Below are 24,851 nucleotides of genomic sequence, written 5' to 3' on the forward strand. Positions count from 1 at the left end.
TTACTCTTTATTTTTCAAGCTCGCAGTAAAGCGCGCATGTTGTAAAATAGGCATGTCAGTACGTATTTGTACTAACTTTTGTTTGTCTAATTGGGCGCAACAGATACCGGACCCTGATGTTTGTTGTGCCAATATTGATCCCCAAGGGTCTAGCACCATTGAGTGCCCCCAAGTATGTCGATCTTTACCATGGTCACCCACTTGATTCGCCGCCAGTACATAGCATTGGTTTTCTATCGCCCTCGCTTGCAGTAAAGGCAGCCAGTGCGCTTTGCCTGTCGCATAAGTAAATGCAGCGGGTAATAATAAAACATCCACCTTCACCATACTAAGTGCCCTAAATAACTCAGGGAAACGTAAGTCATAACAGATCGCCATGCCGAATTTAATATCACCAACATCAAATGTTGCGATACTGTCACCGGGAATAAAACTATCAGATTCTCTGTACGTTTGTACGTTTAATAAGGCTTGTTCTTGATTGTCTGGTGACGTTAGCACTGTCGGTACATGAGCATCAAACAAATGGATCTTGTTGTAATGTTGCACCAATTCCCCATTGGGGTCAAATACTAAACTCGTGGTGTAAATACGGTCTTCAATATGACTAAGAATAGGAAAAGAACCCGCAACCAGCCAGCATTGATATTGCTTAGCCCAAGCTGCCAGTTGTTGCTGGACTAAGCCTTTGCCTAACACTTCAGCGTGAGCTAAATAATCATCACTATGAGAGAATAAAGCAAAATTCTCCGGTAATAATATTAACGTGGGTTCAACACTCGTATCAACCTGTACTAATTGTGCCGCCACATAAGCTAAGTTGGCGGTCATATCAGCACCTGAGGTCATCTGTATCGCGACTAATTGCATTACTTATTTCCTGAACGTTTCGACTCAGCTGCATTCATTAGCTTATCCGGCACTGTGATCGCTTTTTGATTACGTTTTACTTCGGTAAATACTGGGTCATCAAAATCACCACTAACATTAAATTTCAGTTCAGTGATAACTTCAACAACAGGCTCTAAAAGCTTAGATAAAGCGAAAACCGCTAATGCCGTTGTTGGTGTTACAGCAAATGCAGTTAATACAGGTAAACTCGATGTCACATCAGGAAAGAAGCTTAAATTATAATTGATCGTATCCGTCACTAAATCGATATAACCATTACCGGTAATTTTACCGCTACTTGAGTTCAGTAAAAAGTCTTTGTTATTAATCGCACCATCAGAAATTTGTAATGATGCTTGCATTGATGAATACGGTAGACCATCGTTAAATACATCACTAAAATCGAGGCTTAGACGCTTCACCAATGACTGTAAACTCAGCACACTTAAGAACCGTGTTCCTTTATCACTGACATTGGAAATACGCCCTGCTTTTGTTTTTATCGTTGCATTACCACTGAGCGACTGGCCATCAATACGAAAAGGATTATCTTGCCAAGCAAGACGGAAATTAACATTAGCAGGTGTTTTAGCTAACGGGCTAATTAACCCTAGTCCCGTCATAAACTCTTCAACACTTTTCGTTTTTAATTCACCTTGGACTTGCGTGACTTGTTGACCATTCTTGTCATTAAACCAGCGGCCAGTCAAGGCTACTGTTGAGTGTTCCATATCAACATCAAGCGCTTTAATCGTCAGCCCCGTCGCACTTTTCGTTACTTCTGCCGATGTCTGACCTAAATTAATCTGCCCCAGAATACAGGCACCACAATTGAAATTAAAAGCTGGCAGGTCTTCCCAAACAACAGCACTAGATTGCTTACTGGCCGCGGCTTGCTTGATATTTTCCTGCTCAGGATCGGATGCAAAAACCAGATCAGGAAAATAAAGGTAATCCAAATCGATATTGACGCTTCCCACATCTGGGATCACGACCGAGCCATTAAACTCATCAGCTTTAAGTTCAACGCCCCAATTACGGTAACCTTTCGTTGCCGTTATTACTAAGTCCGTTAATGGTTGTTGATGATAACGTGTATTCGCGACAGCAATCTTAATTGAAGATAACGGTTCAACGGCACTATTAAGATCAAATTCACTCTCAGGCAGGCCGAGATACCATGACTGCCAATCAACAAGATCAATCTCATCAACATTCACCACAATTGCATTCGCAGCATCACTGATCAGTAACTTATCAGCATTACCAATTTGCACTAACGACTGAATCAATGAGAGTCCATCATTGGCATAATTAACCTGCCCAGAGAAATACAGTACATCACTGGTATTTAATTGAATATGGGCTTGTTTATCATTACCGACCACAGAGATATCGGTTGGCCAATCTTGAATGGCGGATTTTGCTAGCGGCACTGGTAAATCGAGCGTAAAGCTTTCTAAATCACTCTGCACATCAAATTCATAGTTAAATCCTTGTTCAGAAAAAACCATGTTTAACGTGCCTTGCCAGTCAATATTACCCGCGGTATATTGCTGATATTGAGGCAATAGTTGAGTCACGACATTATTACTTGACCATAAACCTGCCAGTTCGACATTCACTTGATAATTATTGTTTTTCTGTGCAGTACTAAAACTAAGATCAAGTGGTTCATCAAGCAATTTAGCCGTTAGCGAGGTTGATAACAAGCCACTATCATCAAACTTAAAGCGCCCATTCACATCGGTTAACGTTAAATCTAAGTTTGGTAAGTAAATACTGTCATCAACTAAGCCTATTTCACCCTTAACGGTAACGAGATCATCCGCAGTAAATGGAATAACAAGATCGAGCTCACCAGTAATATCACCGGCCACTTGCAGACTATTTAATGCATCTGATACTTCAGGTAATGGGCTTATATCAATAAGAGACTTTGCTTTTTTTCCCGTAGTTTCAAACGTAGCCTGTATCCCAAGGGCCTTAACATCGCCTAAGGTTGGTAGCTGTAAATCGACTCGAGACAATGCAACCTCGCCTAAATTACCTTTTCGAGATGACATAAATAAATCATCATTCTGAAATAATAATTCCAACTGTAAATCAGTCACACTTGGCCACTGAGGGTCAAATGCAAATTCCGCATCAACCACATTCAGTTTTGTTTGAAAAATACCATCGCCCTGACGGTAAGGATAATGAGCAAATTCACCAAACCATAATAGCTGGCCACTATCTGAATACCCCTGCTTTAATGCATCTCTGAGGTAATCGATTAATGCTTCACCCATATAATCTGTAGGGTAGTAATAGAATGCTTTGCTGGCATCACGTAGTGTTAGATCACCTGCAAGGCTAAGAAATGGATTAGCATTAGTGGGAATATCTAATAATAACTGGCTATCAATAACCAGTTCAGGAGTATCGACGAATAGCGTATCAGCAACAATTTCAACACCACTCGGTTCCTCGTTCGCTGCGAGTGTTGTATTACCATAGCGACGCCATGTGAAACCTGTCGAAAATTGATTAACTCGAATATCATGTTCTAAATATTGCTTAAGATCGAGTACTGCATCACGCATATCAATATTGACACTACCCGCATCTAAACCGCCAGTGACAGCGATATCAACATTTTCAACACCCGGAAAACCTTGCCAACTTTGCAATTGTAAGCCATCGACTTGCAACTGATAACGAAGTTGAGTCCAATCTTGCGTCGGTATCTGAACTTTAATATCACGAACTAAACCATGTGGGTATAAGGCTTTTAGATCTTTAAACAAGGCTTCATCGACATGACGAGACAAAGCCACTATCGGGGCGAGTTTAGATAACTCAACCTGATTAATAGCAGCAAATATATCATCTTGCTGTTGTCGTACTTGTATATCTAACTGGGGCCAAATAATCCCATTCGTCACTAACGCTAGGTCACGACTATCAAATTGCCAACCTGCATCCGTTAATTGCCACTGTAGGTAACCACCCCAGATATTAAGGTTTTGCTGACGAGTTTCATTTTTCCAAGTAAATTCTGATGGTTCTAATTGTACTAATGCGGATGTCGGTTTGTTATTAACAATATCAATCCAACCTTCAAAACTTAATACACCTTTCTTCAGCCCTTCTCGCTTAAACAACACCTTTTCAAACCAATTGGATAAGCTCATATTCTCAGCTTGAAGATAAACTTGACCACTCACATCAGTTAAGTCGTTTTTAGCGCTGGTCACATCAACCATAATACGTAGGTTGTTGTCAGAAACATCATCATTAATATATGCCCAACCTTCACCGCGGTGACGACGACCTTGGTTTAGCCAAGCAAATTCACGGATATGAATAACTTTCTCTTCTCCAGAGGGCGTTAATACGCGTAAGTTACTATTCGTTAATTCAAAATTTTTGAGTTGACGGAAAAACACATCAAGTAAGCGGGTTAGCTCAGGCGTCGCAAGTTTACGCTCTTGTTCAACAGACTGTTCAAAAGGAGAAATAGGAAGTTTTATCTGGACACCATCTAAGATCAAATTATCGAGTAATAATTTTCTCTCTAGTAAGCTGTTCCAGAAATCAATACTGATCTTGATACGTTCAACGTCAAAATTATACGGTAAGGACTCATCAAATTTGACGTCTAAGGTATTAACAATTAATACGGGGCCATATTTATACCAACCCGCATCAATACTTTGTACTTTAATATTCACTGACTGATCAGCAACGAGCCAATCAATCACTCGGTCATGATATTGATTCAGGTAAGGTAAACTCGCCCGTAGTAAGCTAATCGAAACCGCAGAAAAAACAGCTAAGCAGGCAAAAGTATAAAGGCATGCTTTACCACACCTTCTTAGCCAATTTCGTTTTACCGTCACGCTACATCATTACCACATCAAATTGCTCTTGCAAGTATTGAGGTTCAGCTTTGATTTTCACCTGCTTGCCCATAAATAATTCCAATTCAGCAATACTGTGTGACTCTTCTTTCTCAATATACTCAGCAACAGCAACGGATGCATAAACGTTAAACTGATCAGCGTCATAAGCACGATTCACACGCGTTACTTCACGGAAAATTTCATAGCATACCGTTTCAACCGTCTTCACGGAACCACGACCATCACATGTAGGGCAGTCAGAACATAACACATGCTCTAATGATTCACGGGTACGTTTACGGGTCATTTCAACTAAGCCTAACGCAGAGAAGTCATGAGTATTTGTTTTAGCACGATCAGGACTTAACGCGGCTTCTAAACATTCCATCACACGACGGCGGTGTTCTGAACTTTGCATATCAATAAAGTCGATGATGATAATACCACCGAGATTACGTAATCTTAATTGACGCGCAATAGCTTGTGTTGATTCAACATTAGTATTGAAAATTGTATCTTCAAGGTTACGGTGTCCAACAAAAGCACCGGTATTAATATCAATCGTCGTCATTGCTTCGGTTTGATCAATAATTAAATAACCACCCGACTTCAAACTCACTTTTCGTTCTAATGCACGTTGCGCTTCATTTTCAACATCATACATTTCAAAGATAGGACGTTCGCCGGTATACGGTTCTAACGCGCTAACCAGCTCAGGTACATAAGATTCAGTAAACTCACATAATTCAGAATAAGCCAGACGAGAATCAACTCTGATCTTGTCTAATGGTGCACCTGCAAAGTCACGAATAATACGGAATGCTAATGACGGATCTTGATATAACATACTCGCGCTTGGATTAGTCGCTTTACGTTGTAAGACTTTCGTCCATAGACGTTTTAAGTAAGCAATATCTTGCTCAAGCTCTTTATCACCAACACCATCAGCGGCTGTACGGATAATATAGCCACCCAGTTCATCCATCTGCGCTTCAGTCACACGTTTTAAACGGGTACGCTCTTCTTCACAATCAATACGTTGTGATACACCAACATGCGAACTTCCTGGCATAAACACTAAATAACGTGACGGTAAGGTAATATCCGTTGTTAAGCGTGCACCTTTAGTACCCATCGGATCTTTCACTACCTGTACGGTAATGTCTTGACCTTGGCGAACTAGCTGAGAGATATCAGCCACTTTAAAATGCTTTTTCTCGCCCGGCGACACACACTCGGTATGCGGTACAATATCAGATGCATGTAAGAATGCGGCTTTATCAAGACCAATATCAATAAATGCAGCTTGCATGCCTGGTAATACCCGACTGACTTTACCTTTATAGATATTACCCACGATGCCACGCTTCGCTTCTCGTTCTACATGTATTTCTTGTAATATGCCATTTTCAATCAAGGCAACCCGAGTTTCGCTCGGGGTAACATTTACTAATAACTCTGTCGTAAGACCCATATCATCTAGCCCTTCATTACTTATTCTGCTTTGCCTTAAAGGCTTGAATTAATTGCTCAGTTTGCATCAATGGTAGGCCTACAACAGCGCTATAGCTACCACTGATATGACTTACAAATTTGCCTGCAATACCTTGAATCGCATAACTACCAGCCTTATCGGTTGGTTCTCCCGTACGCCAGTAATCTTGTATTTCAGTCACTGATATAGCTCTAAACTGTACTTTAGTCGTTACCAACTCAACCATGCAGTGGTGCTCATTTGCGATTGCAACGGCGGTCATCACTTCATGCTCTTGGCCTGATAATAAACTTAACATACGAATCGAATCAGCTTCATCAACCGGTTTCTCTAATACTTGTCCGCCGTAAACCACTATCGTATCAGAACCCAATACAAGATTATTTACACTTGTTGCATGTGCCGTCTTCGCATTTTTTAGCGCAACAATACCTGCTTGTGCTTTATCGCGAGCTAATCGAGATACATAATCAGCAGCAAGTTCATCTGATTGTTGCTGCTCTTCTACGTCGACGTTTAATACCGAAAATTCGACACCTATTTGTGTCAGTAATTCACGACGTCGTGGTGATTGTGACGCTAAATATATATTCATCTGTTTCATCTTATTATCTTCTACACTATTAAGCTATCTTATGCCGACTATCTAATCGCAAACTGACGACGAATTTTACGTAAAATCAAGAATATCCATGGCCATATTAACATTGTGGATAGGATTGACCATAAGTACATCGGTGTTATTGATATATCGAAAAGTAATTTTTCGGCCCAAAATATAATGAGCTTATTTAGCATCGCCAAGAAGCCAACAATTAATGCTTGCTGCCATAACGATATATTACGAATCAAGCGGTGATTCATTACAATAATATAAATAACAATAGACAACGCGAGAGAGTGGATCCCTAATGGCGCACCCAGCAATAAATCAAGCGTAAGCCCTGTCATCCAAGCATAACCAATACTGACGCGATAAGGCAGTGCCATACACCAATAGCCCAATACCAATAACACCCAGTCAGGACGAAAACTATCAAGCGGCTCAGGAACAGGCAGTACTGTCAGTAATAACGCGAGAATTAAGGTTAAAATTAATTTAAAACGGCCGTTAGCAGGTGTCATAATACCGCCTCCTTATTCGTATCTGTCGTCGACTTACTCTCTTCATCGTCCCAAACTAATAACACATAACGGATCCGCTCTAACGCAACAACTGGCTTGGCTTCCACTTGCGCATAAGGCTGACCGATCTGGTAAGTGAACTCGGTAATCGTTGCAACAGGATAGCCTTCAGGAAATACCCCACCAAGGCCGGATGTCACTAAAACATCCCCCACTTGAATATCAGTACTGTGCGGCATATAAGGTAAGTTAAGACTGTTTAATTCACCACTACCATTAGCAATAGCGCGAATATCATTACGCTGTACTCGTACTGGAATACCGTGAGTAATATCAGAAATCAGTAATATGCGGCTGTAAGTTGTAGAAACATCCACAATTTGACCAACAACACCCTGTTCGTTTAATACCGGTTGGCCAATATAAATACCATCGAGAGAACCTTTATTAATGACCACTTGTAATGAGAAAGGATCAGAATTAACGGTAATTATTTCAGCCACTAACTTACGTTGATCGGAATGAACTGGCGAGTTGAGTAAAGCCCTTAATCGATTATTTTCTTCTTTCAGGTGCTTAAATTCAAGTAGCTGAACCTGTTGAACAAATAACTTATCTTTTTGTTCTTTAACTTGTTTTTTTAAGTCTCGGCGTGTAACAACAGTATTCGATACACCTTTAAGCATCTCACTCGGAATATCGGCAGCATAAATTAAAGGTGATACAGCCGTATTTAGATACAGTCGAACATTTGAAAATGAATCAAATTTAGAATCAAAGATAATTAATGAGAAAGAAGCGATAACCGCAAAGAATAAGCGCAGCTGTAAAGATGTAGAGGTAGCAAAAATAGGTTTCATTAGATGGTGTTCTCAAAGGATGGCGCGTCCGCCATCCTATAGGATTATTTAATCAGGCGCTTAATCGTAATGGAACAGATCACCACCGTGCATATCAATCATTTCTAATGCTGTACCGCCGCCACGAGCCACACACGTTAGTGGATCTTCAGCAATAACAACAGGGATACCTGTTTCTTCAAGTAATAAACGATCAAGACCACGGATTAACGCGCCACCACCGGTTAATACCATGCCACGCTCAGCAATATCTGATGCAAGCTCTGGTGGCGACTGCTCTAGCGCCGTCATTACCGCACTTACAACACCCGATAACGGTTCTTGTAATGCTTCTAAAATTTCTGTGCTGTTTAAGATAAAGCTACGTGGAACACCTTCTGCAAGGTTGCGGCCGCGTACTTCAATTTCAACAACTTCGTCTAGCGGATATGCAGAGCCAATTTCTTTCTTAATACGTTCAGCAGTTGCTTCACCAATTAAGCTGCCGTAGTTACGACGTACATAGCTGATGATTGCTTCATCAAGTTTATCACCGCCAATACGAACAGATGAAGAATAAACCACACCGTTTAATGAAATGATCGCAACTTCAGTCGTACCGCCACCTATATCAACAACCATTGAACCTGTTGCTTCAGATACTGGCATACCAGCACCAATTGCAGCAGCCATTGGCTCATCAATTAAAAATACATCGCGTGCGCCTGCACCTTGTGCTGATTCACGAATCGCACGACGTTCTACTTGTGTTGAACCACATGGAACACACACTAAAACGCGTGGGCTTGGACGGAAGAAATTATTGTCATGCACTTGTTTAATAAAGTGTTGTAGCATTTTTTCTGTCACAAAAAAGTCTGCAATTACGCCATCTTTCATTGGACGAATAGCGGCAATATTACCAGGAGTACGACCTAGCATTTGCTTTGCGGCTGTTCCTACTGCTGCAACACTCTTGTTAGCACCGCGCTCTTGGCGGATCGCAACAACTGAAGGCTCGTCAAGAACAATACCTTGACCTTTAACGTAAATTAGAGTGTTTGCTGTTCCCAAGTCGATTGATAAATCGCTAGAGAATACGCCTCTTAACTTCTTAAACATGGTTATGGGCATTCCTAAAAGTAAAATGTTGCAGGATCGGTTAACTTTACCAATGCGCAATGAATGAGGCAAGTTTATCAGACTTTATGACCGACAAACCATTAATTTAACCGTCTTCGGTAAATAACTCTGTCATTACCATAGAAAAAGCCAAACACGATGTTTGCTGAAGGCGATTGATCAAACTGAGTATGACCCTCTTCCCACTTATATTTGAACCAGTCATCAACAGTATAATCAAGTTGAACCTCACCATTTCGGTTCGGAGCTGCAATGATAAGAGCTTGAGTTACACCACTATTAAAGGTCCCATCTCCAGAAAGGTTCGGTAACGTCCCACCTAAAGAAACATCAACTAACTTAGCATTAATGGAATCAAAGCCTGTTTTGTCATCATCACTATGCGTAATAAAATTTGTCCCATTAAAATACTCGAGTTGCATAGTCACTGCAAAATCGTTCGACATTGGGCCATAGCCATCGGCAATAGACCAACGACCATAACGTAGTTCGCTCGTTTTTTCTGATAATTGACGCGCAGTAATATACCCTTCAATAGGAAGGCCTAAATCACTGAATTTGACCCCGTCCTTATCCGTAATGCCAATACCAAAAAGGGTATTCATTATCGGACCATCCGGACCTGTTAACTTCCGAGAAAAGTAGCCGTTATCAAGGATATCAAGATTACATGCACCAGGCTGGTACACACCATCACACCATTCACCACCATATCCTTGCAAACGATGAGACAAATCTAAACCATCTGCGTTCGCAACAAAATTAACGATCGCTTTCTCATCACCATCATAATTTCGAGTCACTGATCCTGAACGGTTCTGAGCTTCCAATTGATAATCAAATTCAAGTTCTGGTTGATCCATGTAAGTGATGCCTGAAGAACCAAGTTTTAACAGAACCCATGCGTCCTCCCAATTAGGGCCAATGCCAGGTTCAAATTGCTTATTGCCCGGTGTCCATTGGTAACAATACCCGCCTTCTTGCCCTGCTCTACACTGATAAAGGTTGTTATCTTTCGGCTGTAATACAATCGTTCCTGATACATAAGTGGCGACTTGATCAGGAAACATATGATCATAGGTATTTGGATTATGACTACTAGAATTAATATAATTATCTATCGTCGAAGATACTAACTCAAATTTTGCAGGGATAAATCTGCCTATCTCTTTACCTTTAGAGTTATCCGAAAAGGTAGCATCAACAGAAAATTTCATGCCATAGTAATTTTTGTCTTTTACGTTTATCTGAATCGCACCTACTTCACTATAAGTGGAATCAACAAATCGATAGACCCCATTTTCAAAGGCTGGTAAGTCTGGTATTTCAATCCAATCTGCTGATGTTGACGTTGTTAGCGTCTTATTCGTTGCGTAAGTAAACTCCCCATCATACTGCTCGTTCGTTGGCATAGACCGCGTTAGCTTGATGCTTAAATTATCATTAGAATTGGGGATATAATTAGCTGTAATAGTATCCTCGGACTGATTAGCATTCAGCGCTTGAATCTTAAACGTGAAAATATCACCGGCTTTATGGGTGTACTTTAATGCATTATTATCTTGTGCAGTTAAATCCGTCCATATCTCACCGTTCTGACCTTCGTGACGAGTGGCTTTGATTTTGAACCGAGCTGGACTCACAGCAAATTGATTACTTTGCCCTTTGATTGTTAATCCATCCAGATCATTTCTGTTATCGTTAATGGTATAACGAGCAATTAAATTAATCTTACCTGCGTCTTGATACTGTGCTGAATTAATTTGAGTAATATTGTTATTAAATTTTAAATCAACAGGGCTATATCTCTGCTCTTGAGTACTGCTATTTTTACCTAAGTTGATAGTATCTGCGACAAAATTTAAGTTTAAGGCTGCTGGAGCACAGGTATCTGGTTCTTGGCACTGCACCCCTAACTCAACTTTAATCTCTTCATTATGTTTAAAAATATTTTTGCACTGGCCATTCTTATTATAAAAAGCCTCGAGTTTAATCGGCTTAGAAAAGTTAACAGCCGCGACTTGATTGGCAATATTTTCACTGCCATCGGCATTATCGTAACTAAAGAAAAAGCCCGTATCCGCGAAATTAATATCGCAATTATTCGTGCCATTACACTTATAAGGCTTACTCGTGCTTGTTAATGACAGGCTTAAATCATCTTCTTTTAAATAACCTAAATTAATATCGGTTGAACGAGTAAAAGTACCACTTGGCTTCGAGATAGAATCATTACTATTTTGCGCATTAGCGACCAAGGTTACACTTGTCGAATCACTAGATTCAACACAAGCAGAACCGGCTTGGAAAGCATTAGTACATGCTTGTACGGTGACAATTGCAGGTTCGCAGGTTAACGCGCGATCACTATAGGTTAATCGATAGTGATCAATAATGGCAGGTGGCGGGGTATCATCCTCAAACTTAATAACAATATCGTCCCAAGATATATCATCATCATCACCGTATCGACTAGCATCAATTCTAAGTTCATAAGTATTTTTACTTTTAAGTTTTCGTTTGATACTCCAAATATAGTCACCGGTTGTCGTTCCACTACGTAAATAACGCTGAGAAATAACAACGCCCGTTTTTTTATTTTTTAGAGTTAACTTCACATTATTTTCGTAACGTAATAAATCGCGATAATTATAAATAGTAATGGAATCTATAGGTCCATCACTAAGCGGTTTAAATTCATATTTAACATCATCATCTTCATATCGATCTGGGTACCAACGTCCCGCATAACCATCACTAGGTGATTCATTGCTATCACCAATATGACGACGTTCGATAAACATAAAGCTTTCTGTTTTACTGTCTTTTGAAACAGTTTCTAATTTAATGTCTTCAAATTCAAAATCATCATAATTATTACCGTAGCTTCTACAATTATTACTCCAACCAGTAGGGGTTTGTCCACTAAAGCACTGACCTACAATGGCAATTCTATAATCACCTTTAGCTAAAGACACTGGCGCCAATGGGTCATTATCAAAATGAGCATGGCCATTATCAGCATGCTCCTTACCGTTTTTATCTAAGTGCGAACGGGCATTAACAACAACATTCCCACGGCTGTCCCAAATTACAAAATATAATCGGCCAGAGGTATTATCAATATCCTCAAGTTTAATTTTCTTTAAAAGGATATCTTCAGTTAAATTAAAATGAATAGGATTAACAGGCGTTGGATTGAACAATGCATCATTGTAATAATCATTACCGTCAGCTCTCAACATATAGGTTGGAATAATACGATCAAAGTTATTATCGCCCATGGCGATTTCACCCTTAAGTACAATTTTAGCTTCAACCGCAAAGGAAGTACTGATAAGCAATAAACATACGCATAATAACGACGTCAAATATTTGCTTGGTAATTTATTAATCTGCAAAAAATAATTCAAAATCATAATTTAACTTCCGCTTCAATTTGATGCTGCGCTACTATTTTTCCACCGTCACAGGTACCCGTAGAAATGAGGTAAAACTGGCTAGTATTATTAACCGGAATATTTTGGCAAGTCACGGCGACACTGCAATTTTCTAAGCCGACTTCATCACTCACATTAAACTTTACATCACTGGCATCGGAAATCGTGGTAATACTTGGAAAGTTAACGCATGTTAGGTTATTTCTAATCACTTGATAAATACCATATTCCATACCGCTTTCTGCCGCATAATAAGCCTTGGCGCTATATACTTCATTTGCAACACTGTCCGCTGTAGAGCTTAAAATACGGCTCAACGTGGCTGCTAATAAAGAAATAACAACAATAATAAATAAGGCGATAACGAGCATACTACCTTGTTGCTGTTTAATACTTGTCGGCATAGTTTTCAACTTCACTGTTTGATTGCTCTATGGTTATGGAACATTACTCATGACCAATTGATGATCAAAATAAATAACGCTATCGTCACGTAGTTTAAAACCAAAATTAAGGTCTAAAATTGCGTTACGGAATCGACTCGCTGGTGACAATATCATCGTGCTATCGGTACTCAAGTTATCAGCCATTAAGGCACGCTTATCTAGGGAGTAACCCGGTACTGATAATGCGCCTTCGTTTCGAAATAAACGCATTGAATTACCAATTTCAACTAAGCAATACTGCACTTTATTCTCGGCAATAAAATACCGAGACACTAATGAATCTCTAATTAATCGGTCGCCACTCGCGAAGGTCACCTCTGCTTGAGTTGGGTTTGCGCCCGAACTTGCTACATAACTCGCAATTTGGGCGACGGTACTCGGAGATGATGCCGTTGGTAATGAATAAAAGTCATCAGAATCTGTGGTTAATACACTGACATATTGATCTTTAAATGTATTGGTTCCCGCATTCAACCGCGTTTTCTGGTCCATGATCAGTGACATTGTAGCCTGCCCAACAACATTACCCAGATATTGCCCAGCAGCGGTAAAAGGAACAAAATCAATGCAGGTATTATCGCTATTAACTCTTAAACTAAAGGCAACTGCTGAATCAAGTTCTTTATCCATGCGGTTAAAAGCAAATCTTGCATCATTTAGACGCTCATTCTGATTAACAGAAGTCTGATAAAGCACGACATTACTGCTAATGAAACGACTACTGAACATGCCAACAATACCGAGTAAAAGGATCACGATTGTTAGCTCGATAAGTGTAAAACCGGTCTGCTTAGACTCTTCGTATTTAAGTTCGTGGTATTTGAGTTCGTTGTATTTAAAGTCAATCATCAGTAGTTTCCTTTAAATGCCGTTAACTGAATTGAATCATCATCGGGCATAAATACGGTAACTTGGATTCTTTTTGCAATATCGATATCTCCGGTACCAAGAGTTGGATCAAATTTATCCGCCGCAAATGATACGCAAATTTGCAGACCATAACCTGGGTATTTATCAGTGAAATAACCTAGTGCTGCACTCGGATCATAACCCGTTTGATCATGGCAATAGACATTATAATCATCAACATCATTAAAGCTGTCGGGGGCAGAGCTCACTTCCCCTCTCTCTTTTTCTATACCTAAGTCTGAACTACAAGGAAATGGCACCGACGTTAACACCGTTTCACCACAACGAATAAAGCCACCAGAACTTGTACTCGCGTCATCGTAATAACGGATTAGCACTTGGTCCATAATTCGCTTACCTAATGCTGTCGCTTTTATTTGGTACATTTGTGTGGTCGTTTTACTCGCTTGCGGTAAAAAAACACCACTAACGATCGTCAGAGCGACAGCAAGAACAACAATACCAACAACAATCTCAATCAAGGTAAAACCACGCTGGTTTCGTGTTTTAGAGTCGCTTGGCGTTGAATTAGTTTTCATGGATGAAACCTTGTGCTTCGATATTGAGTTGGAGCGTGTCACTGCCTTTAATATAAATAGTACAACCTAGATTATTTACGTCACAGCCACTCTCAACCCCAAAGGAGTTAAACTCAATGACGGTTGTGCCTATTGTGTTAGAAATAGAAAAATTAACGCTAGTAGTTGCGGCCTCAGTAATACTCATTCCTAAGTGTGGGGCTGCAAATGTATTAGGTAAGGTTGAACCGCAATTGGTTGGGATCCCAAAACGACTAGGAGTAATAACAACGCGATTACAAGCATAAGGATTATCAACACGAGTGCTACGACAAGCTTCGCCACAGCTCATGGCTTGCTGCTGTACCGTTTTAGTTAATTGCAGGAGTTGATCACGATACGTTTCTGTTTCAAAACCATCCTGACCTATAAATTTAGGGATCGCTGTCGCAGCTAAGATACCTGTTAGCAAAATAATAACGACTAATTCAATGAGGGTAAAACCCAACTTTTTATACATCTGCTTAGCACCGAGTAAGATTCATGATAGTGGATGCTAGGTATTAGATCCCTTCCCATACTGAGTTTGATAATATTATAAAATTAATACACTTGCATTAATATCAGTACATTAATCGAGGTAAAGTACACATAAAATAAACTTGGGGGGATAAGCACTAAGAGTTTATAAATAGATATCGAAAACAATAAAAAGACCTACCGAAGTAAGCCTTTTTATTTAATGAGTAAGCAACTGATAATTAGCTACAATCAGGACTTGTTAATTTTGTATCTGTACCAAACCACATTTGATAGCCAGCACTCGAAGTCGCTTCTTGATAAACTAACGTACAAGCACCAGTCTCCTCGCCATCTGTGAGGTAAAACACAACTGCCTTTGCAGTCAGAGATTGATGAGTAAATGTTGAATTAGAGAAACCACTTACTTCAACGGCTTTACGGATACCTGCATCGCTTGCTTTAGGATAACCAAAATTAGTTTCAATTCGACCAGAGGTAAGTTTACTCACAACTTGATCTTCTAATTTTTCATTACCGTCAATTGCCGATTTTGCATAAACAATATTCGCAGCACTATTCAACGCACCAGAAAGTCCTTTCAACGCAGACTCTTTCGCGTCATCTTGTAGATTAATAAATTTAGGCACTGCTGTCGCAGCAAGAATACCCAATACAATAATAACGATGACTAATTCAATCAGGGTAAAACCATTATTTTTTTTCATTAACGCACCAGTATTTATTGTATTATATAAAAAGGCTTACCGAAATAAGCCTTTTAGAAGTAAATAAGATTATTTAATCTTACATGCAGTACCGCTAATAACACCAAGTTCACTCGTTGGTGGCGTTGTTATAACAGCTTCAGTATAGAGTAAGCAAGCGTCACCTACTGCATCATCTGAGCTTGATACGATAACAATAGTACCACCAGTAGTACCTCGAGTGCGTTGAACTGGAGAGACTACTGCGCTAGTAGTAAATCCTGATAGTTCAAGAGCCTCAACAATACCAGTTGTTGTTGCTGTTGGATAACCATAAACGGTATCAATACCTTCTACAATAGTATCAAGATCATTAGCTTCAACACCATCAATTGTAGCTTTACTATAAACAATAGCAGATGCACTTTGTACGGCAGCATCAAGACCAGCTATTGCAGACTCTTTTGCATCATCTTGTAAGTTAATAAATTTAGGCACCGCTGTTGCGGCTAAGATACCTAAAACAATAATTACGATCACTAATTCGATCAGTGTAAAACCATTTTGTTTTTTCATATAGTAATCCTTTATATTTCCATATTAAAAATAAGACTTTCATATGGTTTAAGCGTCAACTCATAAAGCAGCTTAAACCAATGATAAATAATAACTTTGAAGTTATAAGTCTCACATAACTGATGGAGGAACACCACTTTACATATAAAAAAAGCTTACCGAGGCAAGCTTTTTTATACAACGAATATATTAAACGCTCATCATTACCAAGCTTGAACAACACAAGCATTAGTCTTAACTTTACCTTTTTCTAGCTTATATGTATTCGAAGCCGTTGCTTCTGTATAAAGTAGACAAAGATCTTCATCAGCATATTCAGTTGCTGATACAAATGAGATATTTGAGCCGATAGAAGGAGTTGCATCTACAAATTTAGCGACAAAACCAGAAAGTTCAACAGCTTTATCAATACCGCCTACAGCAGCAGTAGGAAAACCATAAGTAATTTTAATATCGTCAACTACAGGTTTTTTGATTACAGATGTCTCGTCAACTTTTTCACTACCATCAATTGCAGACTTAGAGTAAACAATGTTAGCAGCGCTATGTACAGCAGCTTCAACACCATTCATTGCAGAAATTTTTGCATCATCTTGTAGATTAATGAACTTAGGCACAGCTGTCGCAGCTAGGATACCAAGTACGATAATTACGATCACTAATTCAATGAGTGTAAAACCATTTTGTTTTTTCATTATTCAATCCTGCTATTTATTAAATATAAAAAAGGGCTTATCGAAATAAGCCCTTTTAAGATCAACTAGGAATTAGCCACAAGTAGGAGCTGCAGCACTCGAACTAGAATCGCCATAGAACAACTGATAGTCATTACCAGCACCAGTCGCTTCTATATATGTCAATTGACAAAAGTCATTAGTATTTGAACCAGCATTATCTAAAGTAAATGTTGCAGTTGTACCTGCTGAAGAAGCAGTAAAGCCACTTAACTCAACCGCAGCAATAATACCTTCAGCCGTAGGGTAACCAGCTTTTGTAGCAACTGTACCTTTAGCTGGTTCAGCAGGACCGCTAGTTTTTTCAATACCATCAATCGCTGATTTAGAATAAGAAATATTAGCAGCACTATGAATTGCAGCTTCAGCACCTTTAAGAGCAGATTCTTTAGCATCATCTTGTAGATTGATGAACTTAGGCACAGCTGTCGCAGCTAAGATACCAAGTACAATAATTACGATCACTAATTCGATTAGTGTAAAACCATTTTGTTTTTTCATTTTTAAAACTCCAAATCACTTTGTTTATAAATTACATAGACATACAAAGATAAAGACATCCACATAATTTACATTAATGTACGTACCTGTATCTTTTTCGATACTATGCCAAAAAAATAATATTTTCACTAGTTTTTTTTTATTAATGTGGCTAAATCACAATATATCTACTAAGCATAATAGTATTTAATATAAGTAAAAAAACCATAAAAACAACACAGCGAAAATATAACTAAATAGGTATCAAGAACTACCCTTGAACAACACCCATCATATCCCACATCGGTACAAAGATACCGAGTGCTAGAATTAGTACCATCACAGCAACGATGCCGATTAATATAGGTTCAATCTTAGCCGTTAGCGATTGCAGTTCATAATCAACTTCACGTTCATAGAACTGTGCCGCTTCTAATAACAAATCATCCACTTGACCCGTTTCATCACCCACAGAGATCATCTGTAAAATAAGTGGTGTAAACATACCGCTTTCACTGGCTGTGATAGTGAGACTCTTACCTTCTTCAATACCCGAGCGCATCGCAAGTATTCGTACTTCCATCCACGCATTATCAACCGTCGATGCCACTAACGATAAACAGTTATTCAGCGGGACACCGCCTTTTAGCATCAGCGAGAAGCTACGTGCAAAACGCGATAGTAAGGTTTTTTCAATAACAGGGCCGACAATGGGGATTCGGATATAAAATAGTCCCCACTTCAACTTCCCTTTATCTGTTTTAATGTAATATTTAAAACCAAAAATACTGACTATCACGCCAACGATGATCAAATGCCAATAGTTAACAAAGAAAGCTGATGAAGCTAATAATGCTCGTGTCGCCCAAGGCAGTTCTACACCAAACTTATTAAACATATTTGCGAATGTCGGTATCACAAAAATATTTAAGATCACTAGCGCAGCTGAAATAGAGATTAATACAAAAATAGGATAACGAATCGCACTACTAATACGGCGTCTTGTATCCATTTCTAATTCAAGGTAATTTGAGATTTGTAAAAATGATTCATCTAAACGACCGGTATTTTCACCGACACGCACAATGGACACAAAAATAGACGCAAACATTTCCGGATGTGCGTTCATCGCTGCAGACAAGGTCGTACCATTATTTAATCGGCTAACCACATCATTGAGCACATTTTTCAATTTAACGTGAGAACTCGATTCTGATAAACCTTTAATCGCGCGAATCATTGGAATACCAGCACGTGTTAACGAATACATTTGACGCGCAAAGATAACTAACTCTGCAAGCGGGACTTTACGCGTAAACAGTTGGCTAAAATCAATATCACGATTGCCTTTAGACTCACTAATCGACGTAGGGGTGATCCCTTTACGCATTAATGATTCGACAAGTACATCTTGGTTTTGCGCCTCTTGTTGTCCAGAAACAGCATTACCTTGGATATCACGGCCTTTATACGTAAAACTTGGCATTTTCTAACCCTAATAATTCCATTTATAAACCGCTTTTATCCAGCGCTCTAACCACTTCAGCTAAACGTAAAATCTTTTTAATATCACCGCTATCAACTTGATCGAGCTCTCGAATGCCCGATGCGATATTTGCACCTATGGTATCCGAAGGTAATACTTCAGTCTCGATCATATCTTCTGAATTGTATTCCACTTTTGTTTCTGGGTTATCCATATTCTGCTCATCAAGCGTGAGTTCATCGGCCAGTTTAAATACCTCTTCAATAGAGGTTAAACCTTGCTTAGCAAAGTCCAATGCCGATAATACTAATGGGCGATAATATTTTGTTTTACGTGCTTCAACAGCAAACTCATCAGGCGCTTCACGTCGTAACGCATCACACATCGCATCGTTAAGTTCTAATAATTCGAATACACCAATACGACCACGGTAGCCGGTATAGTTACAACTTTGGCAGCCAACACTACGATGAAAGCTAGCTGTGCCAAGTGGTTCTTTTGCAATTCGCTCGACGCAATACTGCTCACTGCGAACCAGTTCGTGTGTACTTTTACATTGATTACATAGCTTACGCACTAAACGCTGAGCAACAACGGCACGCAATGCAGCACCAATTAAGTAACCAGGTGCGCCCATATCCATTAAACGTAATGCACATGTGATCGCATCATTCGTATGCAGTGTCGATAACACCATATGACCCGTTAATGCGCCACGTAAACCAATCTCTGCCGTTTCTTTATCACGCATTTCACCCACTAATAAAATATCAGGATCTTGACGTAAACAAGTACGTAAAATATGGGCAAAGTCTAAGCCGATTTTCGGGTTAACTTGAACTTGGCTTATTCGTGGTAAACGGTATTCCACCGGATCTTCAACGGTGATGATTTTTTTACCCGGTTCATTTAGCTCACTTAATGCAGCATATAATGTGGTTGTTTTACCACTACCGGTTGGCCCTGTCACCAGCACCATACCGTGAGGTCGACGAATCAGCCCACGTAAACGTTTAATTAAATCGGAGGGCATCCCTGTACTTTCTAACTGGAAAATACCGGCATCCTGATTCAGTAAACGCATAACAACAGATTCACCATACTGCACTGGCATCGTTGACATACGCACATCAATAGATTGATTTCGTACACTTAAGTTAAAACGACCATCTTGCGGTAAACGTTTTTCTGAAATATCTAAACCAGCCATTAGCTTTAGACGTAATACCAGCGCGGGTACGATCGCGACTTCATTCAGGATGTTTTCCTGTAAAATACCATCCACACGTAAACGAATACGCAGTGCTTTTTCATCTGGCTCGATATGAATATCAGATGCGCCAACTTGTACCGCATCTTCAAATACGGAATTAAGGAACTTAACAACCGTAGCTTCATTCGATGCATCATCAACATCACGGAAAATATCAAATTCTTGCGTTGGTTTATGCTCATGTTCAAGCTGACCAGCAAATGTTTCAATATCTTTGGTACGACGATACAAGCGGTCGTAAGCGGGTAATAATTGGCTTTCTCGTACGATTGCAAAGTCTAAATGATACAGCGACAATAAATTTGATATCGCTTCAACCGCATTTAAATCTGCAGGATCACTTAATGCCACGGTTAAATTATTATCTTCGGATTTAACCACTAAAGCGCGGTGACGTCGTGCATGCACTTCCGGTAATTTAAGGACTGTTTTCTGTGCAATATTTAATGCTGAAATATCTAAAAATGGAATATTTAGCTGACGAGATAAAAAGTTAAGCAATTGCTCTTCGGTAATAAACCCAAGGTGGATCAGTGTTGAACCTAGCTTTCGCCCACTGCTACGTTGTTCTTTAAGGGCTAAACCAAGCTGAGCGTCGGTGATAATATCTTCACCAACAAGCAAATCACCCAATCGTTGTTTTAATTTCAACTGTGCCATTACTGTTTCTCCAACTGAGCAATACGTGTATTAATATAATTACGTGAAGACGCAGACAACTGCCCCATTTCTTGAGCAGTATGGTAAGCCGACAATGCCAGTTTTACTTGCTTCGCTTTATCTGCGGTAATGCCCAGTCCTAACCACCATTTAGCGCGATTAGGTTCATACTCCGTCAGTTTTTTATAAGTAATCAGTGCCGTATCTAAATCATTCAGATTCTGTGCAAGTCCAGCTAGGATAGCGTAATAATCAAGATTATCTTCAATCTCAGGCTGATGCGGCTTTAAATAATAATAAGCTTGCGGTTTATTTTTCTTTTGCAGATAAATACGGGCAAGCATCAAACGGAAATTTGAATAACTTGGCGAGAGACTTAAGCCCTCTTGTAATACGTTAACCGCAGATTGGGTTCTTTGCTCACCATATAATAATGCTGCCAGTTTTTCACGTGAGAGATTATGCTTTCGATCTAATTTAAGTACTTTATGGAACAGTTTTTTTGCACGTTCTTTATCACCAGCGAGTAATGCTGATTCCGCTTGTTTTGCATATAATTTAGCTTGCTCGACAGGCGTACGCGTCACCGCTTTAATTGACACTGTATTTTCTTCGGCTGTGAGCACATTCGTTGTATCCATCGAGCGCGTAGGTTCGATAACTTGAGGCTTTGACTCGATAGGGTCTGGCACAACCGTGTTATTCACTCGCGTAACTGGTGCCGCGAGTACAGGCTTGCTCTCAACAACCTGAGCTGTCACCACTCTAGCGGGTTCAACTTTCGCAACAGGCTTAATAGCAGGGGTAGCCACAGCAGCAGCTACGTGTGTAGATTGCTTTTCAGCAGACGCCACTAACACCGGTTTATCTATTAAATCGTTTGTTATACTGACGTCATCTACTTTATTCGTATTATCAGTAACAACAGGTAGCGCGGCAGTATTAATCATTGGTTCCGCTAATACCGTTTGTTTTTCTGCTACCGTTTTTTTCTGTAAAGCCGCTTGCGTCTGTGCAGCAGTTTGCTTTTGTACAAACAGATAAGCGCCAAGTAAACCAACGACGACAATTGCAATGACTAAACATATCATGGCTGTATTATTACGCGGTGTTGCAACGACGACAGCACCTTGTTTCGATTGTACCTGTTGCTGCTGAGCGCCTTTATCTAGGCCTTGTAACATTTGATTAATAACACTCACAGCATTGACTCCCCAAACCACCAAATCACTAATATCATTTCAAGCACCAGCACACTCACCAAGATAGGCAAACGCAAATTACGCGGTTGAATCGCACTATCAGTATCTTTAATGGCGAGTTTAACCAATTTAGTGGTGATATTTCGATTGTTTAATCCATAACTTAGCATCAAGCATTTATGGGCCAATATATTGATTAAACGCGGTATACCACCACTTGCTTGATGTAATACACGCAATGCGCGAGGTTCAAATAAAGGTGCACCACGATAACCTGATACAGCAAGGCGATGCTCAACATAACTTGCCGTTTCATTAACCAATAATGGACGAAGTTGGTATGAAAAAGTGATACGTTGACGTAATTGACGTAAGTTATCTTGTTTTAAGCGCACATCTAATTCAGGCTGACCGAATAGCACCACTTGCATTAATTTCTTACTTTCAGTTTCTAAGTTACTGATTAGACGCAAAGCTTCTAAGGTTTCATGCGGTAGCATTTGCGCTTCATCAATCAATAGCACCACTTGTTTTTCTTGGGCCGATAGCGCGATTAGTTGATGGTTAAGCGCTTCAGTTAATTGGTGTTGATCTAAACTTGCATCTATACCAAGTTCGCTAGCAATTGCCGCACGCATTTCACTCGGTGTTAAATAAGGATTAGGCAAATATGCAATCACATAGTTATCACCCAACTCATTCAATAACTTGCGACAGATAAGTGTTTTACCTGTGCCAACTTCACCCGTTACCTTAATGAATCCTTCACCACTAGCAAGCGCAGTTGTCAGCACTTGTAGTGCCTCAAAATGCGGTACTAACGGATGATAAAACTGCGTATTTGGAGTCAGACCAAACGGTACCTCAGTCAAGCCAAAATGAGACTTATACATTAGCCTTTCTCATTTTTTTGTTTTGTTGGATACCATTGTTCAAGTAATTCCGCAGAGCGTTCCAACTCTAAGCGCCACGTATTTTGATCAACAACCACTGGTTTGATTAAGATAATGAGTTCTGTTTTCTGCGCTGATTGCGAGCGGTTTGTAAAGAACTCACCTAACCAAGGAATATCTCCTAAGAAAGGCACTTTTGATACGAGATCTTTATTTGCAGTCTTCATCAAGCCACCAATCACGATAATTTCACCGCTTTTGGCTTTTACAACTGTATCTGTTTCACGCACATCGCTTTTTGCTAATGGTAGCTCAGTACCTGCTACGGTTTTACTTGAATCCGTTACATCAATAATAGAAGGATGAACATGTAATAACACCCCGCCTTCGCTATCAATTTGTGGTGTCACATCCAATGCAATGCCTGAGAAAAAGGGTGTTATCTCAATATCTTGCTCAACTTGCTTTGTTTCTGTTGATGTCGTTGTTGAATAGCCAGTAACAAAATACTCATCTCGGCCTACTTTTATCACTGCTTTTTGATTATTTAACGCTGTTACACGAGGACTTGATAATACGTTTACATCCCCTTGCGTTTTTAACAAATTGATTGCGGCACTAAAATCATTACCCGCTAAGGTCAATACACCTCCGCCAGAAGCAATATCCGTGATATCTGTAACATCAAATTTAAACGATGATTTAGTCGCTACATCGCCATTATTTACATTCCAATCAATACCTTGCTCATAACCATCATTTAATGTGACTTCCATTATCTTAACTTCAAGTAATACTTGGCGTTGTAATTGAGCTTCAGATTTTGCTAAAAAGTCTTTGATCTTACGAATATCTTTTGGATAACCGTGCACTGTTACTAGGCCTGCTTGAGGACTAATAATAACTTGCGTATTACGCTTATTCGCAGTTAAAGCCAACAAGGTATTTTCTAATTCAGTCCAGTAATCTGTTTCTGTTTTTGTTGAGATCTCAGTACCAACACTGCTCGATGATGATGACGATGAGTTGTCATCATCAGAAGAACTATCATCCGAAGAACTGCTGCTGTCAGATGAGTTACTATCTGTTAGATAACCAGAACTAATCGAACTGTTTGATGAACCACTACGTTTCATCAACAAATAGTTCATTGGAATAATCTCGGTACGAATACCAGCACCATTTACACGGTACGTATTACCTTGACGCTGAATATCATAGCCATACATATCGGCGACTTCATCCATCGTCTCTTCGATCGTGACATCATTTAATACAACAGTAACACGTCCAGACACATCAGGGCTGACAGTCAGGTTGTACTTAGTTCCCTTTAAAAGCGAACCAAAAAACTGTCTCGCTGAAACTGATTTAGCGGCAATATCCATACGAGGTTCAATCACAGGACGGTTAAGATGATCACCGCCTTCCAACCCTGGTAATAACTCGGCATTGACGTCATCAGGCACTGTCCATTCCTGCGCAGCACTGTCAGCACGATCAAGCTCAGATTGAATTGATTCTTTAATAACAACAGGCTCGAGTGAACTACGCGTTGTTTCACAACCCGTTAAAAATACACCAGCAATAATAGCAAGATACAACTTGTTCATAATTAATTTTGA

Annotated in this window: 21 protein-coding genes; all 21 read right to left on the bottom strand. The window is 39.7% G+C overall.

What is annotated here, in order from left to right:
* The 21 genes from HWV00_RS19695 to mshL all read right to left on the bottom strand — a co-directional run bounded on the left by HWV00_RS19695 (position 1) and on the right by mshL (position 24,839).
* Positions 1–870, bottom strand: a complete 870-nt coding sequence (locus tag HWV00_RS19695; protein WP_211683976.1) for a carbon-nitrogen hydrolase family protein — start codon at positions 868–870, stop codon at positions 1–3.
* Positions 870–4,778, bottom strand: coding sequence for a YhdP family protein (locus tag HWV00_RS19700; RefSeq protein WP_211683979.1), 3,909 nt, complete (start codon positions 4,776–4,778; stop codon positions 870–872). Before HWV00_RS19700 ends, HWV00_RS19695 begins: the two co-directional genes overlap by 1 nt.
* Position 4,779: 1 nt before the next feature.
* The gene (rng, locus tag HWV00_RS19705; RefSeq protein WP_211683981.1) at positions 4,780–6,255 is read right to left on the bottom strand and encodes a ribonuclease G; all 1,476 of its coding nucleotides are present in this window, start codon (positions 6,253–6,255) and stop codon (positions 4,780–4,782) included.
* Between the two features lie 16 nt (positions 6,256–6,271).
* The gene (locus HWV00_RS19710) at positions 6,272–6,880 is read right to left on the bottom strand and encodes a nucleoside triphosphate pyrophosphatase (RefSeq protein WP_211683983.1); all 609 of its coding nucleotides are present in this window, start codon (positions 6,878–6,880) and stop codon (positions 6,272–6,274) included.
* A 38-nt stretch (positions 6,881–6,918) separates the two neighbouring features.
* Positions 6,919–7,401 (bottom strand): rod shape-determining protein MreD, encoded by a 483-nt coding sequence (gene mreD / locus HWV00_RS19715; protein ID WP_211683985.1) that lies wholly within the window; start codon positions 7,399–7,401, stop codon positions 6,919–6,921.
* A complete protein-coding gene (gene mreC / locus HWV00_RS19720; protein ID WP_211683986.1) occupies positions 7,398–8,261 on the bottom strand; it encodes a rod shape-determining protein MreC in 864 nt (287 codons plus the stop codon). The genes mreD and mreC overlap by 4 nt, the downstream gene beginning before the upstream one ends.
* A 60-nt stretch (positions 8,262–8,321) precedes the next feature.
* On the bottom strand, positions 8,322–9,362 hold the full coding sequence (locus HWV00_RS19725) for a rod shape-determining protein (protein WP_211683988.1): 1,041 nt from the start codon (positions 9,360–9,362) through the stop codon (positions 8,322–8,324).
* A 101-nt stretch (positions 9,363–9,463) separates the two neighbouring features.
* Positions 9,464–12,802: a DUF6701 domain-containing protein gene (locus tag HWV00_RS19730; RefSeq protein WP_211683990.1), complete on the bottom strand. Its 3,339-nt coding sequence runs from the start codon at positions 12,800–12,802 to the stop codon at positions 9,464–9,466.
* Complete coding sequence (locus HWV00_RS19735; RefSeq protein WP_211686719.1) at positions 12,799–13,194, bottom strand: pilus assembly PilX N-terminal domain-containing protein; 396 nt, start codon at positions 13,192–13,194, stop codon at positions 12,799–12,801. Before HWV00_RS19735 ends, HWV00_RS19730 begins: the two co-directional genes overlap by 4 nt.
* Before the next feature lie 66 nt (positions 13,195–13,260).
* On the bottom strand, positions 13,261–14,118 hold the full coding sequence (locus tag HWV00_RS19740) for a prepilin-type N-terminal cleavage/methylation domain-containing protein (RefSeq protein ID WP_211683992.1): 858 nt from the start codon (positions 14,116–14,118) through the stop codon (positions 13,261–13,263).
* Positions 14,118–14,717, bottom strand: coding sequence for a prepilin-type N-terminal cleavage/methylation domain-containing protein (locus HWV00_RS19745; protein WP_211683994.1), 600 nt, complete (start codon positions 14,715–14,717; stop codon positions 14,118–14,120). Before HWV00_RS19745 ends, HWV00_RS19740 begins: the two co-directional genes overlap by 1 nt.
* Positions 14,707–15,216: a Tfp pilus assembly protein FimT/FimU gene (locus tag HWV00_RS19750; protein ID WP_211683995.1), complete on the bottom strand. Its 510-nt coding sequence runs from the start codon at positions 15,214–15,216 to the stop codon at positions 14,707–14,709. The genes HWV00_RS19745 and HWV00_RS19750 overlap by 11 nt, the downstream gene beginning before the upstream one ends.
* A 241-nt stretch (positions 15,217–15,457) precedes the next feature.
* Positions 15,458–15,943 carry a type II secretion system protein gene (locus HWV00_RS21610; RefSeq protein ID WP_211683997.1) on the bottom strand — a complete coding sequence of 162 codons (486 nt, stop codon included), beginning with the start codon at positions 15,941–15,943 and terminating at the stop codon, positions 15,458–15,460.
* Positions 15,944–16,012: 69 nt separating this feature from the next.
* Entirely contained in the window at positions 16,013–16,498 is a 486-nt protein-coding gene (locus HWV00_RS19760) for a type II secretion system protein (RefSeq protein WP_211683998.1), read from the bottom strand.
* A 203-nt stretch (positions 16,499–16,701) separates the two neighbouring features.
* Positions 16,702–17,193: a type II secretion system protein gene (locus HWV00_RS21615; protein WP_211684000.1), complete on the bottom strand. Its 492-nt coding sequence runs from the start codon at positions 17,191–17,193 to the stop codon at positions 16,702–16,704.
* 72 nt (positions 17,194–17,265) lie between these two features.
* Complete coding sequence (locus HWV00_RS19770; RefSeq protein WP_211684001.1) at positions 17,266–17,733, bottom strand: type II secretion system protein; 468 nt, start codon at positions 17,731–17,733, stop codon at positions 17,266–17,268.
* A 250-nt stretch (positions 17,734–17,983) separates the two neighbouring features.
* A complete protein-coding gene (locus tag HWV00_RS19775) occupies positions 17,984–19,198 on the bottom strand; it encodes a type II secretion system F family protein (RefSeq protein WP_211684003.1) in 1,215 nt (404 codons plus the stop codon).
* 22 nt (positions 19,199–19,220) lie between these two features.
* A complete protein-coding gene (locus HWV00_RS19780) occupies positions 19,221–21,131 on the bottom strand; it encodes a GspE/PulE family protein (RefSeq protein WP_211684005.1) in 1,911 nt (636 codons plus the stop codon).
* Entirely contained in the window at positions 21,131–22,333 is a 1,203-nt protein-coding gene (locus HWV00_RS19785; protein ID WP_211684007.1) for a lipopolysaccharide assembly protein LapB, read from the bottom strand. The genes HWV00_RS19780 and HWV00_RS19785 overlap by 1 nt, the downstream gene beginning before the upstream one ends.
* Positions 22,330–23,226 (bottom strand): ExeA family protein, encoded by an 897-nt coding sequence (locus HWV00_RS19790; RefSeq protein ID WP_211684008.1) that lies wholly within the window; start codon positions 23,224–23,226, stop codon positions 22,330–22,332. Before HWV00_RS19790 ends, HWV00_RS19785 begins: the two co-directional genes overlap by 4 nt.
* Entirely contained in the window at positions 23,226–24,839 is a 1,614-nt protein-coding gene (gene mshL, locus HWV00_RS19795; protein ID WP_211684010.1) for a pilus (MSHA type) biogenesis protein MshL, read from the bottom strand. The genes HWV00_RS19790 and mshL overlap by 1 nt, the downstream gene beginning before the upstream one ends.
* Between the last annotated feature and the right edge of the window lie 12 nt (positions 24,840–24,851).

The sequence above is a fragment of the Moritella sp. 24 genome, assembly GCF_018219155.1.
Classification (GTDB): Bacteria; Pseudomonadota; Gammaproteobacteria; order Enterobacterales; family Moritellaceae; genus Moritella.